The sequence below is a fragment of the Bacteroides sp. genome, assembly GCF_028690125.1.
Classification (GTDB): domain Bacteria; phylum Bacteroidota; class Bacteroidia; order Bacteroidales; family Bacteroidaceae; genus Bacteroides.
In genome coordinates this window covers 79,876-96,293 of sequence record NZ_JAQVBV010000001.1, presented here as the reverse complement: position 1 = coordinate 96,293, position 16,418 = coordinate 79,876, and the positions used below count along the sequence as shown (strand labels likewise).

Below are 16,418 nucleotides of genomic sequence, written 5' to 3'. Positions count from 1 at the left end.
TTTTATTTTCGACCAAAGTCTGCGGGAATTTCTCCCCATTCCTTGGTCTCCCATTTTAAAATACGGGTAGAGTAAGTGTTCTTTTTGAGCCACTTCTCTGCCCGTTCTATCAATAAGAACAACTGTTCAGTTTCTGCTGTTCGGGGAAGCTTAGTTTTACATTTCTTCTGTCTTACCCAACTGATAGCATTCACGCTGTCACTATAAATTGGCATATCAAATCCTTTTTGCTTCAATAAGGCTAGACCGTGCACAATTGCTAAGAATTCACCAATATTGTTTGTACCCTTCATTGGACCAAAGTGAAAAACTTCTTGGCAGCTTGCTATGTGTACTCCACGATATTCCATTGGACCGGGATTACCACTACAGGCTGCATCAACCGCCAAACTATTATCAATTACTGCGGCAGGTAAAACGCCGGAATTCAGTTTTCCGTTTTCCGTTTTCTTTTTTGCATTCTTCCCAATATAAGCGTATGGAGATGTTGCTAAGGCATGCTCTGCTTCCTCTCGGGTATGGAATGATTTGTATTTAGCACCTTCATATCCCTTTATCTGGAGCTGACACTCCGTCCAGGATGTATAAATTCCCGGCGTTACTCCTTCCCATACTACATAGAATTTCTGTTTCCCCATAGATAATAATTTATCAATTTCGCATATTATTTCTGCGAAGGTACAAATATATTCTAAAATCGAACAAGTTGAAGGGGATACTTGTTTTAAAAAGATATGAGTTTAATATTACCACAATGAACCATATATAAAGAAAGGAGTTATTATGGAAAGAACTTTTAGTGAAGCCCTGAAACATCGTCGGACTTACTATTCAATCACTAATCAGTCACCTATTTTGGATGAAGAAATAGAGTGTATCATTAATACCACAGTAAGAAATGTACCTTCTGCTTTTAATTCCCAAACGACTCGAATAGTACTGTTACTGGGTGATTCGCATAAGAAATTATGGCAAATTGTGAAGGATACATTGGAGAAGATTATGCCCCAAGAAGCTTTTGTGAAGACAGAAGAGAAGATAGATAATTCATTTGCTTGCGGGTATGGGACAGTGCTTTTCTTTGAAGATCAGCTTATCGTAAAAGAATTGCAGAATACTTTTCCGGCTTATCAGGATAAATTTCCTGAATGGTCGTTACAGACTTCCGGGATGCATCAATTTGTTATTTGGACCATGTTGGAAGATGCCGGTCTGGGAGCATCTTTACAACATTATAATCCGTTAATTGATGATGAAGTACGTCGTACCTGGCATTTGCCCGAAAATTGGCATTTGATTGCAGAGATGCCATTTGGAACTCCAACTCAGCGACCGGGTGAAAAAGAATACCTTCCGTTAGAAGAAAGGGTAAAAATATTTAGATAATTGATATTGTTAGTGGAGTGTGGATAATGGTAAAAAGAATTGCTTGGTAAAGTAATTTTTTACATTCGGGGAGAGAATTATTCATTATCCACTATCCAAATATCCTTTAAATGATTAATTTTGCTCACAAAATTAATCATTTATGGTCCGTATATTCCTGACCGGCTATATGGGTGCCGGTAAAACGACTTTGGGTAAGGCATTTGCCCGTGAACTAAATATATCATTCATTGATTTGGACTGGTATATCGAAGAGCGTTTTCATAAAACCGTAGGAGAATTATTCATAGAACGCGGTGAAGCCGGATTCCGGGAGTTGGAAAGAAATATGCTTCATGAAGTGGCTGAATTTGAGAACGTGGTTATTTCGACAGGTGGAGGTGCTCCCTGCTTTTACGATAACATGGAGTTTATGAATCGATCAGGAAAGACTGTCTTCCTTAATGTTCATCCGGATGTCCTTTTTCGACGTTTGCGTGTTGCTAAGCAGCAACGTCCTATTCTTCAAGGAAAACAAGATGATGAATTGAAAACATTTATTGTTCAGGCACTTGAGAAGAGAGCTCCATTTTATACACAAGCTCAGTATATATTTAATGCCGAAAAGTTGGAAGACCTTGACCAGATTGAATCTTCTGTGAAACATTTGCAGGAATTGTTGGAATTATAGACTGTTAAGCAATAGTTGAGATAATTTTTTAATTATCCACTCTCTTTTTTTGTTCTCTTTTTTGTCCATTCATTCAATATTAGTAACTTGCACTCGTTACGCGGCTTCTTTGTCCGTGGTATGTTATTACTAATAAAGTAAGATAAAACGAATAATCATGAGAACTGTACAAGAGAGATTCGAAGAACTATCCAATCGGATAAAGACATCAGGAAGACCTGCTGCGGAGTGGTTTCCTAACTATACAACTACCTCTTTGCTCAATGCTGAAAATTGGTGGGAAGCACTTGCTGTGTGCGAGTATGCCCTCGATACAAGGGAGGATGAAAAACTGACCGAAAGTTTTTTTGTATTGATATTCAGCGCATACGACTGTAATGTGGAAGTAGACCTGAATAATGAGGAATATGCATTTTGGTGGGGAAGAGTAATGCACGTATGTGATAGAGTTGCAGAGTTCAGTGGGGCTGGTTGGTCACAAAAAGGTGCTCAGTATTCCGAGGCACGTTATGGATGGCGCGATATGCAATTTTTGTTTCCTTATTATGAGAAAGCAGCAGCTATGGGTTGGGCGGAAGCGGAAGCTACTGTTGCCTATTGGCTTTATATGGGGTTTTATTGCGAACAAGATCGCAAAGAAGGAGAACGTCGTTTTGCTGCCCTTTCATCGCCTGAAGCAATCTATTGGGGGAAATATTACCGAGCTTTTGTAGAAGAATTTACAGGAAATAAGGAGAAAGCTTTGAATATGCGTCAGGAATTGCTAGACGAACTTCCTGAAGGACATCGTTTGTGTGCGCATATATATGCTGCTTTAGGTGATATGCTCGACCGCGAGGAAGGGAGTGTTGCACAAGAAGCCATTTACTTCGAAAAGTCTTTAGAAATTGTTCCTAATCTATATTCTCTTAAAAATCTGGGAACACTTTATTTCCGCTATCCCGAATTGGGTAAACCGAAGGAACTGTCTTTCCAACTTTGGGAAAAAGCCTGGCGCGCAGGAGTATGGTCTGCCGCTAATTTTTTAGGATTTAATTATCAGGAAGAAGAGTGGCTGGATATGCCCAAAGCTATTGAGTGGTTGGAAAAAGGAATGCTTTATTGCGAGTCCTACAGTACCTATGAATTAGCGTTGATTTATCTCTATAATGATGAATATAAAAATGTAGAGCGCGGATTGATGTGCATGGAGCGATGTGTGGACGACAGTTATATTCAAGGTATTGAGGGACTTTCAAATGTTTATTTCAATGGTGAATTAGTAGAGCAGGATGTTTTCCGTGCCGGTAAATTGTTGGAAAAAGCAGTTGAATTAGGTTCCGGAAATGCTGCTTATCGTCTTGGATGGATGTATGAACATGGCTTTTTATCCGAACAACCGGATTATGTAAAAGCGATGGAGTATTATGAAAAGGCAGCCTCATTGGAGAGTGCCGATGGATATTGTCGTGCGGCACTTTATTTGGCTAATGGTTATGCCGGTGTGAAAGATGCAGAGAAATCAAAACGGTATTATGAGAAAGCTGCTGAGATGGGTGTGTGTTTTGCGTTGGTAGAACTTGCATTTTTATATGAGATCGGTGATGGTGTAGAGAAGAGTTATGAAAAAGCCTTTGAACTATTTCATAAAGCTGCTCGCGAAGAATATCCTTATGCAATGTATCGTATCGGTCTTTATCATGAAAAAGGAGTTATCGGTGAACCGCAGTCGGAAGAGGCTTTCGGCTGGTATCTAAAAGCTGCCGAGGCTGGTGACCCTGATGCTGTTTTTGCTTTGGGGCGTTGTTACAAGAATGGCTTTGGCACCAAAGAAGATATGGATAAAGCACTTGAATGGTTTACCAAAGGTGCAGAAAATGAAGAGTTCCGTTGCCTCACAGAATTAGGAATTGCTTATGAGAGCGGGAGTGGTGTGGAAGAAAATCCTAATAAGGCAGTAGAATATATGAAACGGGCGGCCGATTTGAACTACGGTTATGCCCAGTTCAAGATGGGAGATTACTGTCTATTTAGTTATGGACCTTGTCTGGAAGACAACAAACAAGCAGTAGAGTGGTATGAAAAGGCTATTGAAAATGAAGTGCCTTTAGCGATGATACGAATGGGTGAATATTATTTGTATGACTACGATAAATTAAATGAATCGGAAAAAGCTTTTGGCTATTTCAAAAAGGCTGCAGAATGCGAGTGGTATAGTGAAGGCATAGGCATTTGCTATGAGATGGGGATCGGTGTGGAAGATAATGAGACGGAAGCATTTAAATACTATACATTGGCTGCAAACAGTGGAAATGTAACGAGTATGTATCGTACGGGACTTTGCTATTATAACGGAGTAGGAGTAAAGGAGAATTATGCGGAAGCTTACCGCTGGTTCAATGATGCGGCCGGAAATGAAAATATACCTGCGGCTTACTATCTGGGTAAAATGATGATGTATGGTGAAGGATGTACTCCTGATCCCGAAGCAGCTATACAATGGCTACAGAAAGCGGCCGAAAATGATATTGATAAAGCACAGTTTGAATTAGGAAATGCTTATCTGACAGGAAATGGTGTAGAGGAAAATGATGAGATTGCCATGGAGTGGTTTGAAAAGGCTGCTGAAAATGGAAACGAAAATGCACTTAAAATCACCGGAAGAAGAAAATAACAGAATGTATGGACAAAGAAGGAAATAATCTGTTTCAGGTCAATCTTAAAGGAATGATTGCTCTGTTGTCAGAACATATTTACAGCAATCCGAATACTTTTGTCCGTGAACTGCTGCAAAATTGTGTCGATGCTATTACAGCTTTACGCAATATTGACGAGAATTATGACGGACGTATTGATGTTTTTCTTCAAGAAGATGGAACAGCAGTGTTTCAGGATAATGGTATCGGACTGAAAGAAGAAGAAGTATACCGTTTCCTCACTGTGATTGGTGAGAGTTCGAAACGTGATACACCTGATGCGGATGATTATATCGGAAGATTTGGCATTGGCCTGCTATCTTGTTTTGTTGTAACAAACGAAATCAAGGTAGAGAGCCATTCTGCAATGGGAGGTAAACCTGTTTGCTGGTGTGGTAAAGTCGATGGTACGTATCAAATGACTCTTCCGGATGAAGGTATTGCAATGGGTTCACGCGTTATTTTGCACCCTAAAAATGAGTGGACACATCTTTTTGAATACGAAACCTTTAAAAAGATATTAATCAATTATGGTGAAGTATTGCCTTATCCTATTTATTTGCATCGTCAGGCAGAAGAAGAGTTGATAAATACACCTTATCCCATATGGCTAGATTCCAAAGCGACCTGTAAGGAACTGCTTGATCATGGTGCAAAAGTCTTTCAGTCATCTGCTTTAGATGTGTTTCGTGTCCATACTGAAAGCGGAAAAGTAGATGGAGTACTGTATGTCTTACCTTTCCGGACTCAGTTTTCCGTGCGTAATTCTCACAAGGTATATCTCAAACGGATGTTATTGAGCGAAGACGATTGTAATCTTCTCCCATCATGGGCATTCTTCATCCGTTGTTTGATCAATGCGGACGGATTACTGTCTACAGCCTCACGAGAATCTTTTGTAAGTAACGACGTCTTAAAAGATGCCCGGAAAGAAATAGGAATAACCATCAAAAATTATCTGCGTGGATTGATTCAGAATGACCGTCCTATGTTTAATAAAATGTTGGAAGTCCATCATTTCCATATTAAAGCCATTGCTTCAGAAGATAATGAACTGCTCCGTCTCTTTATGGAGTATCTTCCTTTTGAGACGAATAAGGGAATGCGTAGCTTTGGGAATATCTGTTCGGCTAGTAACGTAATATACTATACACGAAATCTGGAGGACTTCCGACAAGTGCGGCGGATAGCAGGGGCGCAGGGCTGGTTAGTTGTGAATGCAGCTTATACCTTTGATGAAACATTGCTAAAAAAATATGTTCGCTTATATCCGGAGCTGACGTTGGACGAGATTTCTCCTTCGCGATTGTTGGAACAGTTCGGTGAGGTGGAAGCGAATAAGGAATACCGGACATTTGAGGCTAAAACAAATGAATTGCTGAAACGTTTTGGGTGTATCTGTTGTCTCAGACATTTCACTCCGGTAGACACTCCGGTGATATTTGTTACTGAAGAGAAAGATAGTACCGCCAAATCTGCCAATAACCCTTTGACTGCGGTCTTGGGTGCAGTTAATGCAGGAAAACAACTTCCACCCACTCTGACCTTTAATGCTGATAATGAGATGGTACAGACACTATTGAAGATACAGGATGATAATAAGCTGTTCCGGCAGATAGTGCATATATTATATGTACAATCTCTTTTTCAAGGCAAGTATACTGTAAACAGTGAGGAAATGGAGCTTTTTAACCATTCGCTTTGTGAATTGATGACTGCGAAAATGAATGATTTTATAAACTTTCTAAATTGAAGAATGGATTGATGAGGTACACTCTTGAAATACAGAAATTGCTTTTGAAAGCACAAAACCAGAATTTGCATCCACGTGAAAAAGCAAACTTGTTGAAAGAAGCTATCCGGATTGCAGATGATAACGAAGATGTAGCATGGGCAGTAGAAATGAGGTTGGACTTAATTTATGAATTGAATCTACTTTCTGCTGATGTGGAAGAAATCTCTGTCTTTTCAAAAATTCTGGATGATTATGAGAATCATAAAGATATTATAAATGAAGATGATTTGCTGTGGAAATATAAATGGATATGGGCTTGTACATTTGATTTGCCGGATATCCCTATGGAACAGATTAAAGCTGTAGGAGAAGACTATAAGACTCGCATTTTAAGGAATGGGTATTCGTTGCGGAGCTATTATCACCGTTGGTCAGTAGAATACACCAGAATGCGACAGTACGGTCCGGCCAAGCAATATATCGATAAAATGTTGGCGGAAAAGATAGACGACCAGTCCTGTGAAGCTTGTGAATTGAATTTTATGTTGGACTATTATCTTGAAAAAGGTGAGTTTGAAGAGGCTTACAATCGTGCACAGCCCTTGATAAGCAAACAGATTTCCTGTTATGAAGCCAATCTGCGTACTTATCTTAAACTCGCTTATTATGCCCAGAAAGCAGGGAAACCGGAGATTGCTGCCGATATGTGTGCACGCGCGGAAGAAGGGCTGACAGGCAGGGAGAAGAATGAATATATGTTGCTCTATTTGGGATTATTTATTGCCTATTACTTCATGACAAATCCTGAAAGAGGATGGGAATATGCCGAACGCTGTATCGGTTGGAGTCTGCATACCAATCATTTAAAAAAATATCGCTTCTCATGCGATATGGTGGAAGCTTTGAAATACGAGACTCGCCCGGAAGTCAATTTGACTTTGCCTGAGGAGTTTCCGCTGTATTCTCCGCAAGGAGTATATAATGTCAATGAATTAAGGGATTGTTTTTATGGTCAGGCACAAGAATTAGCGTCACAGTATGATGCTCGTAATGCAAATAGTGGATATATGGACCGATTGAAAGAAATAATATCCAATTAATTGGCAGCCTGTAGATAAATCTGTATTTTTGCCATCCAATTATTTACTAAAAACACTGAATAACAGAAAAATGAGAAAGTGGCGTATTGAAGATTCTGAGGAACTCTACAACATTACAGGTTGGGGTACTTCGTACTTTAGTATTAATGACAATGGTCATGTTGTTGTTACACCGCGTAAAGACGGAGTAGCTGTCGATCTGAAAGAGTTGGTCGATGAACTGCAACTACGTGATGTGACCGCCCCTATGCTGGTGCGTTTTCCGGATATTCTTGACAACCGTATTGAGAAAATGTCTTCCTGCTTTAAGCAAGCGGCGGAAGAATACGATTATAAAGCCGAAAACTTTATCATCTATCCGATTAAGGTAAACCAGATGCGTCCTGTGGTAGAAGAAATTATCAGCCACGGAAAGAAATTCAATCTCGGACTGGAGGCCGGTTCCAAACCGGAATTACATGCTGTGATTGCCGTCAATACGGACTCTGACTCATTGATCGTCTGCAACGGTTATAAAGACGAAAGCTATATTGAGTTAGCCCTGCTTGCTCAGAAGATGGGAAAGCGTATTTTCTTGGTAGTAGAGAAAATGAATGAACTGAAATTGATTGCCAAGATGGCGAAGCAATTGAATGTGCTGCCAAATATTGGCATTCGTATTAAGCTGGCTTCTTCAGGCAGTGGAAAATGGGAAGAGTCCGGAGGCGATGCCAGTAAGTTCGGCTTAACTTCCAGTGAGCTTCTTGAAGCACTTGATTATATGGAGAACAAAGGTTTGAAGGATTGTCTCAAATTGATTCATTTCCATATCGGTAGCCAGATTACTAAGATACGTCGCATTAAAACTGCCTTGCGTGAAGCCTCTCAATTCTATGTGCAACTTCACGCAATGGGGTTTAAAGTAGAATTTGTAGATATCGGTGGTGGACTTGGGGTAGATTATGACGGAACCCGTTCGTCTGACAACGGCGGTAGTGTGAATTATTCTATTCAGGAGTATGTGAATGACTCTATTTCTACCATAGTAGATGTCAGCGATAAAAATAACATTCCGCATCCGAATATTATAACAGAAAGTGGACGGGCATTGACTGCACATCACTCTGTGCTTATCTTTGAGGTGTTGGAAACGGCTACTTTACCCGAATGGGATGATGAGGAAGTGATCGCAGAAGATGCTCATGAGTTGGTGCAAGAACTATATAACATTTGGGATACATTAAATCAAAATAAAATGCTGGAAGCATGGCATGATGCTCAGCAGATTCGTGAGGAAGCACTTGATCTGTTCAGTCATGGAATTGTAGATTTAAAGACCCGTGCACAAATTGAACGTTTATATTGGTCGATAACACGGGAGATCAATCAGATTGCTGAGGGCTTGAAACATGCACCGGATGAATTCCGGGGATTGTCTAAGCTGTTGGCTGATAAATATTTCTGTAATTTCTCGTTGTTTCAATCTCTTCCGGACTCTTGGGCAATTGATCAGATATTCCCGATCATGCCAATTCAGCGGTTGGATGAAAAACCCGAACGTTCCGCTACATTGCAGGACATAACCTGTGACTCTGATGGTAAAATTGCTAATTTTGTTTCTACCCGTAATGTGGCACATTATATGCCGGTTCATTCTCTGAAAAAATCAGAACCTTATTATCTCGCTGTCTTTTTGGTGGGTGCTTATCAGGAGATTCTGGGAGATATGCACAATTTGTTCGGTGATACGAATGCAGTGCATGTTTCGGTCAATGAAAAAGGGTACAACATCGAACAGATCATTGATGGTGAAACGGTAGCAGAAGTATTGGACTATGTGCAATATAATCCGAAGAAGTTGGTACGTACTCTTGAAACATGGGTAACAAAGTCTGTCAAAGAAGGCAAGATCTCTCTGGAAGAAGGAAAAGAATTCCTTTCTAATTATCGTTCGGGACTTTACGGATATACTTATTTGGAATAATAATTAGGCACGGATTTCGCAGATTTCACGGTTTTAGTATATTGCATTATGCCGACGACACCGTGAAATCCGTGTAATTCGTGCCTAAAATTAAGAATTGAATATGAGAGAGAAACTAACAGTCATTAAAGTAGGTGGTAAAATCGTAGAAGAAGAATCTACCCTTTGTCAGTTGTTGGACAATTTTGCTGGCATTGCTGGGCATAAAGTATTAGTTCATGGTGGTGGTCGTTCGGCTACGAAGATTGCTGCCCAATTGGGCATCGAAAGTAAAATGCTTAATGGCCGCCGGATCACAGACGAGGAAACGCTCAAAGTTGTGACAATGGTATACGGCGGATTGGTAAACAAGAATATTGTAGCCCGTTTGCAAGCACTTGGAATGAATGCTCTCGGACTGACCGGAGCAGATATGAACGTAATCCGGTCGGTAAAACGCCCGGTGAAAGATGTGGATTACGGTTTTGTAGGTGACGTTGAGAAAGTAGACGCTTCGTTATTATCAGATTTGATCCATAAGGGTGTAGTGCCGGTAATGGCACCATTGACGCATGATGGTCATGGCAATATGTTGAATACCAATGCAGATACTATTGCCGGAGAAACTGCTAAAGCATTATCAGCCCTGTTTGATGTGACGTTGGTTTATTGTTTTGAGAAACAAGGAGTACTGCGTGATGAGAATGATGATGATAGTGTGATTCCTCAGATTACTCGTTCAGAATTTGAACAATACGTTGCCGATGGCGTTATCCAAGGCGGTATGATTCCAAAGTTAGAAAATTCTTTTGAGGCTATTAATGCAGGTGTATCGGAAGTGGTAATTACCTTATCATCAGCAATTAACGAGAACAAAGGAACTAGAATTAAAAAATAATTCAAAAAAAAGTAGTGGGCACCTGTAACTTTTCATATTCTAGCCCGTCATTATTATAGAGATGCAAGAAATCAGCTTCCGAAATGATATTTTGCCGCTGAAAGATAAACTCTTTAGATTGGCTCTCAGAATAACTCTGGATAGGGCAGAAGCCGAGGATATCGTTCAGGACACCATGATAAGAGTGTGGGGCAAGCGTGATGAGTGGTCTCAGTTTGATTCGGTTGAAGCCTATTGCCTGATAGTGGCAAAGAATCTGGCGATAGATCGTAGTCAAAAAAGAGAAGCTCAAAATGTAGCACTCACCCCGGAGATGGAGGAAGAACCTGATGCAAACGGTCCGTATGATCAGTTGATTCATGAAGAGAAAATGAACATTATTAATCGACTGGTAAACGAACTTCCCGAGAAACAGAGGCTTATCATGCAACTGAGGGACATTGAAGGTGAAAGCTATAACAAAATTGCAACCCTTCTGAATCTGACAGAGGAACAAGTGAAAGTGAATCTTTTCAGAGCCAGGCAAAAAGTAAAACAAAGGTATTTAGAAATTGACGAATATGGACTATAAAAATATAGAACAGCTTTTAGAGCGATACTGGCAATGTGAAACTTCCGTAGAAGAGGAATTCCAGTTACGCGACTTCTTTTCAAAAGAGGAAGTACCTGCTCATTTGCTTCCCTATAAGAACTTGTTTGTTTATCAGCAGGTTCAGCAGGAAGTAGGGTTGGGCGACGACTTTGATATCCGTATTCTGTCACAGGTTGAAACTCCGGTAGTAAAAGCTAAACGCTTGACTTTAGTCGGCCGTTTCGTCCCTTTGTTCAAAGCTGCTGCTGTGATAGCCATTATCCTTTCCTTAGGAAATGTAGCACAGCATTCATTCTCCGGTGATGACGGTAGAGTGTTGGCAGCAGATACCATTGGTAAACAAGTAACTACACCTTCAGTCGCTTTCTCAAATGACGCGAAAGCAGATCAAGTATTGGCTGATAGCCTTGCGAAGATCAATAAGGTGAAAGTTATGAAAGAATAGAAATTTTCATTTGCTTTAAATATAATATAGTTAGTGTGCTTAATTAAAACAACAACGAAAGCGAAACTGTGAAGTTTTCAATTCTCTCAAATTTTTATAATAAAACTAACTAAATAAATGGGCTACCGCGTGATGCAGTAGCCCTTTTGTATTGTCTGTTTCCAGTCCTGCTTATGTAGCTTTTTGGTTAATAATGTTGCTAATGTACTTACTTTCATAATAATGATTTTGATGTTATATTATTAAGACGATTCATATTTCAACAAGTTCATTCATTCACTCTTCACCTTCTTCACCGGAATATAAACTGCAATATATCTACTAGTTCCGTTGAAAAAAGAAGATAAAATGTTCCTTCTTACTCATTCATATCCCTCACCATTTGGGATGTTCTTCGTCTTTCGATACTCCATAATAACCCGGTACCGGCATATATATCAATTGATTGCGCAATCCTACGTTGATCAGTTTCCTATCTTTACGCAGCCGGACAAGGTGTACTTTGGCAGTGGTAGATGCCAAATTGCAAATTTCCTGGAAGTCATGACGAGTCATCATTGTATGTTCGGCAAAATACTCTTTTAGGAATTCACTTTGGGTAAAGAGTTTCCATATTTGGATGCTTGGTCTTGCTGCTCAGTAAATGGGATTGGATTTGGAACTTTTTGGTGAAAAGAATGAATGAAAGATATGTTTATGGTATTCTTTCTAAAGAATGGCGACTTTAGAGAGCTTTTTTATTAATCCCCTTCTTTTATTTGCTATTTTTGCATCGTTGTTCAGAGGTGTATGATGGAGACGATAATAGAAGATGATGAATTGGGTGTCTTGGTGGTACGTGTTAATCCACGTGCCAGAAGTCTGGTATTCCGTGCAAAAAGTGATGCTGTTTATGTTTCAGTTCCTCCCGGTACGACAATAAAGGAAGTTGAACGTGCCATTGAAAATTTACGTAGCAAACTGCGGGTTTCTCGCCAGAAGTTGATGCGTCCGTTAATAGATTTAAATTATCGTATCGATGCCGAGTTTTTCAAACTCTCTTTAGTTACCGGTGAGAAGGAGCAGTTTATGGCTAATTCTAAATTAGGATATATGCAGATTGTTTGTCCTCCGCAAGCTGTCTTTGCAGATGAAGGGTTGCAGAATTGGCTGCATAAAGTGATTGAAGAATCGTTGAGAAAAAATGCAAAAATTATTCTTCCTCCCCGTCTGGAACATTTATCTAAAAAATACGGTTTTCCTTATGGCAGTGTGAAAATAAATTCAAGCCAGGGGCGATGGGGAAGTTGCTCGGTGCGAAAGGATATAAATCTGTCATACTATCTGGTTTTATTGCCTTCTCATTTGATCGATTATGTACTTTTGCATGAATTATGTCATACCCGTGAAATGAATCATAGCGAACGTTTCTGGGGATTGCTGAATCAATTCACTAATGGTAATGCAACGGCTTTGCGGAATGAACTTAGGGGATATCGGACGTATATATAAACATTGAAACACAAGTGCCATACAGACCATTCATCGGAGTGAAACTACGGGAGGAACAAAACCACGGGATAAAGAAGATAGAAATGAAGTATATCTCAATAAATACCAAATATTTGTATTAACTTTGTGATCAAATAGATATAAGAGCGTATGAAGTGGTCAATAAAGCATTTACCAAAACGAACTCAGGAGGAGTTAAATACCTTACGGGAGCTTATCAAGCGCCATGTGTCGTGGTGCGATATGATTATACTATATGGTAGTTATGCCCGTGGCGGTTATGTTTTATGGGATGAGAGAGTTGAGTTTGGTGTACATACCTCATACCAGAGCGATTTAGATATTATGGTGGTCATTTCAAAGCCAAACGTAAAGCATGTAGAAGATAGGCTGAGAGATAAAGTTACGTCCAAATATCATAATACTTTTGCTCATCGTCGCCATGCTTCTCCCCAATTCATTGTAGAGTATGCTGATACACTTAATAAAGCCCTCGAACGCAGTCAGTATTTCTTTACGGATATAGTGAAAGAGGGTATTAAGATATATGACAACGGAGAGTTTAAATTGGCTAAACCTTGCGAACTGTCGTTTAAAGAGATTGAAAAGTTTGCCGTTGATGAGTTTGAAACACACTACCCTCATGCAAATCAGTATCTAAAATATGGTTATAATGCTTATGATGACGGGAATTATGTAACAGGTTCTTTTTTACTTCATCAAGCATGTGAACGCTTTTACAACTCTATCAGCCTTGTTTTTACAAACTACCGCTCTAAGAGTCATAAGTTGAATGAATTGGGTAGCCTAATCAAAGAGTATTCAAGAGAATTGGCAGTAGTATTTCCTTTGAATACCGATTTTGAAAAGCGATGTTTTAATTTACTTTGTCGTGCATATATTGAAGCTCGTTACAATAAAGATTTTATTGTAAATAAAGAAGAATATGCCTATATGCTTGAACGAATCGAAATACTCAAAGAGATAACATTCCGTATTTGTACCGAAAAAATAGCTTCTTATGATGAGTTAATCGCACAGGAAGAAGCCTAGCTAAAACAAAATAAGGAGTGGAACTCTTCGTTATGAACTCTTCTGGATGACAAAATAATATACTTTTCCGAGTTTTGATACACGTATGTATTGATCGTGCGAATCCATTCTTATCTTTATTTAGCTAATTGTTTAACTCCATCTTTTTCTTTTTCAAATCGGTAGGAACCGCCATTTTCGCTAAGATCGAATACTGAAACAAGTTCTGTTTGATTGTCTACAATCATCAAAGCACTCTGTTCGGCAAAACGCCCTACTTCAATTGTATATGGTTCGTCTGTTATTGCTTTGGAGGAAATCAGGCTGTCATTGATAAGCAAAGAGATAGAATCACCAACGAATCCTTTCACCAGGGTAATTGAATAAGTTTCGATGAAGTGACGTTCACTTTCTTTCTTTTGTTGGAGTCTCATACTCATATAAACGAAAATAACAACGACAAAGATGACTCCAAAAGCCAAAATTCCGTTGCCAACCATAAACTGTTTATTAGTGTTTAAATGATGTGCCATAACTGCTGTTTTTTTTAATTGCGGTGTAAAGATACGAAGTTCGTATAGTTAATTCATACTTTTTTTCTTTAATGTTTTGTAGTCGAACATATTATTTATATCTTTGCAACCGGAAACGGATGAAAGGTGGAGGGGCAATTAAGCTCCTTTTTTTGTTCTTAATAGCGAATAAATGATAGAAAAGAAAACTGTTTGTCAGATTGTTGAAGAGTGGTTAGAAGAAAAAGACTACTTTTTGGTAGAGGTGACTGTGAGCCCAGATGACAAAATCGTGGTCGAAATAGACCATGCAGAAGGCGTTTGGATTGAAGATTGTGTGGAGCTTAGCCGCTTTATAGAATCGAAACTGAACCGTGAAGAGGAAGATTATGAACTGGAAGTAGGTTCGGCCGGTATCGGACAACCTTTTAAAGTTCTGCAACAGTATTATATCCATATCGGACAAGAGGTGGAAGTAATGACTAAAGACGGACGTAAACTGAGCGGCGTACTGAAAGGAGCCGATGAGGAGAAATTTACGGTAGGCATTCAGAAGAAAATAAAATCCGAAGGAGTAAAACGTCCGAAACTGGTAGAAGAGGACGAAACCTTCACTTATGAGCAAATAAAATATACTAAATACTTAATTAGCTTTAAATAGTTATGGCCAAAAAAGAAGAAACAATCAGTTTGATTGATACATTTTCGGAATTTAAAGAATTAAAGAATATCGATAGAACCACTATGGTCAGCGTCCTTGAAGAGTCGTTCCGTAGTGTGATCGCGAAAATGTTTGGCACCGATGAAAATTATGACGTGATCGTGAATCCCGATAAAGGTGATTTCGAGATATGGCGTAACCGTGAAGTTGTGGCCGATGAAGACTTGACAAACCCTAATATGCAGATTTCGCTGACAGAAGCACAAAAAATTGATGCCTCATATGAAGCGGGTGAAGAAGTAACTGACGAAGTTATTTTTGCTAAGTTTGGTCGTCGTGCTATCCTAAATCTTCGCCAGACATTGGCTTCTAAGATTCTGGAATTAGAGAAAGACAGTATTTATAACAAATATATTGATAAGATAGGTACAATCATCAATGCAGAAGTATATCAGATCTGGAAAAAAGAGATGCTGCTTCTTGACGATGAAGGAAATGAACTGCTATTGCCCAAGGTTGAACAGATTCCGAGCGATTTCTATCGTAAAGGAGAAACGGCCCGTGCAGTTGTTGCTCGCGTAGACAATAAGAATAATAATCCGAAGATTATCTTGTCACGTACTTCTCCCGTTTTCTTGCAGCGTTTGTTTGAAATGGAAGTACCCGAAATCAATGATGGTTTGATTACTATTAAGAAGATTGCCCGCATCCCAGGTGAACGTGCCAAGATTGCGGTAGAATCTTACGATGACAGAATTGACCCCGTAGGAGCCTGCGTAGGTGTAAAGGGTAGTCGTATTCATGGCATTGTTCGTGAGCTTCGCAATGAAAATATCGACGTAATTAATTATACATCGAATATTTCATTGTTTATTCAGCGTTCTTTAAGCCCGGCAAAGATTTCTTCTATCCGTCTGAATGAGGAAGAGAAGAAAGCAGAGGTGTTTCTTAAGCCGGAAGAAGTATCGTTGGCTATTGGTAAAGGCGGTTTGAATATCAAACTGGCCAGTATGTTAACTGAGTACACCATCGATGTATTCCGTGAGTTGGATCAGAGTGTGCAGGATGAAGATATCTATCTGGATGAGTTTAGAGATGAAATTGACGGATGGGTGATTGATGCAATCAAAGCGATTGGCATTGATACGGCAAAGGCTGTGTTGAGTGCACCTCGTGAGATGTTGATTGAAAAAACGGATTTGGAAGAAGAGACAGTGGACGAGGTAATACGCATTTTGAAATCGGAGTTTGAAGAAGATAGTGTAGTTGAAAGTTGATA

General features: G+C 39.5%; 16 protein-coding genes. 13 read left to right on the top strand and 3 right to left on the bottom strand.

Features of this window, described 5'->3' with window-relative positions; genetic code table 11:
* Window positions 1-2 precede the first annotated feature (2 nt).
* Entirely contained in the window at window positions 3-638 is a 636-nt protein-coding gene (locus PHO71_RS00380; RefSeq protein ID WP_300197257.1) for a ribonuclease H family protein, read from the bottom strand.
* 145 nt (window positions 639-783) lie between these two features.
* Here PHO71_RS00380 and PHO71_RS00375 point away from each other — a divergent pair, with 145 nt between their 5' ends.
* The 9 genes from PHO71_RS00375 (at window position 784) to PHO71_RS00335 (ending at window position 11,443) form a co-directional block, all read left to right on the top strand.
* Window positions 784-1,386, top strand: a complete 603-nt coding sequence (locus PHO71_RS00375) for a nitroreductase family protein (RefSeq protein WP_300197254.1) — start codon at window positions 784-786, stop codon at window positions 1,384-1,386.
* A 142-nt stretch (window positions 1,387-1,528) separates the two neighbouring features.
* Window positions 1,529-2,056 carry a shikimate kinase gene (locus PHO71_RS00370; RefSeq protein WP_300197251.1) on the top strand — a complete coding sequence of 176 codons (528 nt, stop codon included), beginning with the start codon at window positions 1,529-1,531 and terminating at the stop codon, window positions 2,054-2,056.
* Window positions 2,057-2,213: 157 nt separating this feature from the next.
* Window positions 2,214-4,709 carry a hypothetical protein gene (locus tag PHO71_RS00365; RefSeq protein WP_300197248.1) on the top strand — a complete coding sequence of 832 codons (2,496 nt, stop codon included), beginning with the start codon at window positions 2,214-2,216 and terminating at the stop codon, window positions 4,707-4,709.
* An 8-nt stretch (window positions 4,710-4,717) separates the two neighbouring features.
* Window positions 4,718-6,484, top strand: a complete 1,767-nt coding sequence (locus PHO71_RS00360; protein WP_300197245.1) for an HSP90 family protein — start codon at window positions 4,718-4,720, stop codon at window positions 6,482-6,484.
* Between the two features lie 11 nt (window positions 6,485-6,495).
* Entirely contained in the window at window positions 6,496-7,566 is a 1,071-nt protein-coding gene (locus PHO71_RS00355; protein ID WP_300197241.1) for a hypothetical protein, read from the top strand.
* 70 nt (window positions 7,567-7,636) lie between these two features.
* Window positions 7,637-9,529 carry a biosynthetic arginine decarboxylase gene (gene speA / locus PHO71_RS00350; protein ID WP_300197239.1) on the top strand — a complete coding sequence of 631 codons (1,893 nt, stop codon included), beginning with the start codon at window positions 7,637-7,639 and terminating at the stop codon, window positions 9,527-9,529.
* A 103-nt stretch (window positions 9,530-9,632) separates the two neighbouring features.
* Window positions 9,633-10,406 (top strand): acetylglutamate kinase, encoded by a 774-nt coding sequence (gene argB, locus PHO71_RS00345; protein WP_300197236.1) that lies wholly within the window; start codon window positions 9,633-9,635, stop codon window positions 10,404-10,406.
* Window positions 10,407-10,467: 61 nt separating this feature from the next.
* Window positions 10,468-10,977 carry a sigma-70 family RNA polymerase sigma factor gene (locus PHO71_RS00340; RefSeq protein WP_300197233.1) on the top strand — a complete coding sequence of 170 codons (510 nt, stop codon included), beginning with the start codon at window positions 10,468-10,470 and terminating at the stop codon, window positions 10,975-10,977.
* Window positions 10,967-11,443, top strand: a complete 477-nt coding sequence (locus PHO71_RS00335; RefSeq protein WP_300197230.1) for a hypothetical protein — start codon at window positions 10,967-10,969, stop codon at window positions 11,441-11,443. The genes PHO71_RS00340 and PHO71_RS00335 overlap by 11 nt, the downstream gene beginning before the upstream one ends.
* 375 nt (window positions 11,444-11,818) lie before the next feature.
* Here PHO71_RS00335 and PHO71_RS00330 read toward each other — a convergent pair whose 3' ends face one another.
* Window positions 11,819-12,001 carry a DNA-binding protein gene (locus PHO71_RS00330; protein WP_300197227.1) on the bottom strand — a complete coding sequence of 61 codons (183 nt, stop codon included), beginning with the start codon at window positions 11,999-12,001 and terminating at the stop codon, window positions 11,819-11,821.
* Between the two features lie 234 nt (window positions 12,002-12,235).
* Between PHO71_RS00330 and PHO71_RS00325 the strand changes: the two genes are divergently transcribed.
* A complete protein-coding gene (locus tag PHO71_RS00325) occupies window positions 12,236-12,934 on the top strand; it encodes a SprT family zinc-dependent metalloprotease (RefSeq protein ID WP_300197938.1) in 699 nt (232 codons plus the stop codon).
* Window positions 12,935-13,084: 150 nt separating this feature from the next.
* On the top strand, window positions 13,085-13,987 hold the full coding sequence (locus PHO71_RS00320; RefSeq protein ID WP_300197224.1) for a HEPN domain-containing protein: 903 nt from the start codon (window positions 13,085-13,087) through the stop codon (window positions 13,985-13,987).
* A gap of 116 nt (window positions 13,988-14,103) precedes the next feature.
* Here PHO71_RS00320 and PHO71_RS00315 read toward each other — a convergent pair whose 3' ends face one another.
* On the bottom strand, window positions 14,104-14,499 hold the full coding sequence (locus PHO71_RS00315) for a hypothetical protein (RefSeq protein ID WP_300197222.1): 396 nt from the start codon (window positions 14,497-14,499) through the stop codon (window positions 14,104-14,106).
* A 172-nt stretch (window positions 14,500-14,671) separates the two neighbouring features.
* Here PHO71_RS00315 and rimP point away from each other — a divergent pair, with 172 nt between their 5' ends.
* Together rimP and nusA are read left to right on the top strand one after the other, a co-directional pair.
* On the top strand, window positions 14,672-15,139 hold the full coding sequence (rimP, locus tag PHO71_RS00310; RefSeq protein WP_300197219.1) for a ribosome assembly cofactor RimP: 468 nt from the start codon (window positions 14,672-14,674) through the stop codon (window positions 15,137-15,139).
* A gap of 2 nt (window positions 15,140-15,141) precedes the next feature.
* Window positions 15,142-16,416 (top strand): transcription termination factor NusA, encoded by a 1,275-nt coding sequence (gene nusA / locus PHO71_RS00305; RefSeq protein WP_300197215.1) that lies wholly within the window; start codon window positions 15,142-15,144, stop codon window positions 16,414-16,416.
* Window positions 16,417-16,418 lie beyond the last annotated feature (2 nt).

What these genes read in the sequence shown, in the direction of transcription:
- PHO71_RS00340 (WP_300197233.1), top strand. Translation starts at nt 10,468, where the DNA reads ATGCAAGAAATCAGCTTCCGAAATGATATTTTGCCGCTGAAAGATAAA.
- PHO71_RS00360 (WP_300197245.1), top strand. Translation starts at nt 4,718, where the DNA reads ATGGACAAAGAAGGAAATAATCTGTTTCAGGTCAATCTTAAAGGAATG.
- PHO71_RS00375 (WP_300197254.1), top strand. Translation starts at nt 784, where the DNA reads ATGGAAAGAACTTTTAGTGAAGCCCTGAAACATCGTCGGACTTACTAT.
- argB (WP_300197236.1), top strand. Translation starts at nt 9,633, where the DNA reads ATGAGAGAGAAACTAACAGTCATTAAAGTAGGTGGTAAAATCGTAGAA.
- PHO71_RS00335 (WP_300197230.1), top strand. Translation starts at nt 10,967, where the DNA reads ATGGACTATAAAAATATAGAACAGCTTTTAGAGCGATACTGGCAATGT.
- PHO71_RS00365 (WP_300197248.1), top strand. Translation starts at nt 2,214, where the DNA reads ATGAGAACTGTACAAGAGAGATTCGAAGAACTATCCAATCGGATAAAG.
- speA (WP_300197239.1), top strand. Translation starts at nt 7,637, where the DNA reads ATGAGAAAGTGGCGTATTGAAGATTCTGAGGAACTCTACAACATTACA.
- PHO71_RS00380 (WP_300197257.1), bottom strand. Translation starts at nt 638, where the DNA reads ATGGGGAAACAGAAATTCTATGTAGTATGGGAAGGAGTAACGCCGGGA.
- PHO71_RS00320 (WP_300197224.1), top strand. Translation starts at nt 13,085, where the DNA reads ATGAAGTGGTCAATAAAGCATTTACCAAAACGAACTCAGGAGGAGTTA.
- PHO71_RS00355 (WP_300197241.1), top strand. Translation starts at nt 6,496, where the DNA reads ATGAGGTACACTCTTGAAATACAGAAATTGCTTTTGAAAGCACAAAAC.
- PHO71_RS00315 (WP_300197222.1), bottom strand. Translation starts at nt 14,499, where the DNA reads ATGGCACATCATTTAAACACTAATAAACAGTTTATGGTTGGCAACGGA.
- nusA (WP_300197215.1), top strand. Translation starts at nt 15,142, where the DNA reads ATGGCCAAAAAAGAAGAAACAATCAGTTTGATTGATACATTTTCGGAA.
- PHO71_RS00325 (WP_300197938.1), top strand. Translation starts at nt 12,236, where the DNA reads ATGGAGACGATAATAGAAGATGATGAATTGGGTGTCTTGGTGGTACGT.
- PHO71_RS00370 (WP_300197251.1), top strand. Translation starts at nt 1,529, where the DNA reads ATGGTCCGTATATTCCTGACCGGCTATATGGGTGCCGGTAAAACGACT.
- rimP (WP_300197219.1), top strand. Translation starts at nt 14,672, where the DNA reads ATGATAGAAAAGAAAACTGTTTGTCAGATTGTTGAAGAGTGGTTAGAA.
- PHO71_RS00330 (WP_300197227.1), bottom strand. Translation starts at nt 12,001, where the DNA reads ATGATGACTCGTCATGACTTCCAGGAAATTTGCAATTTGGCATCTACC.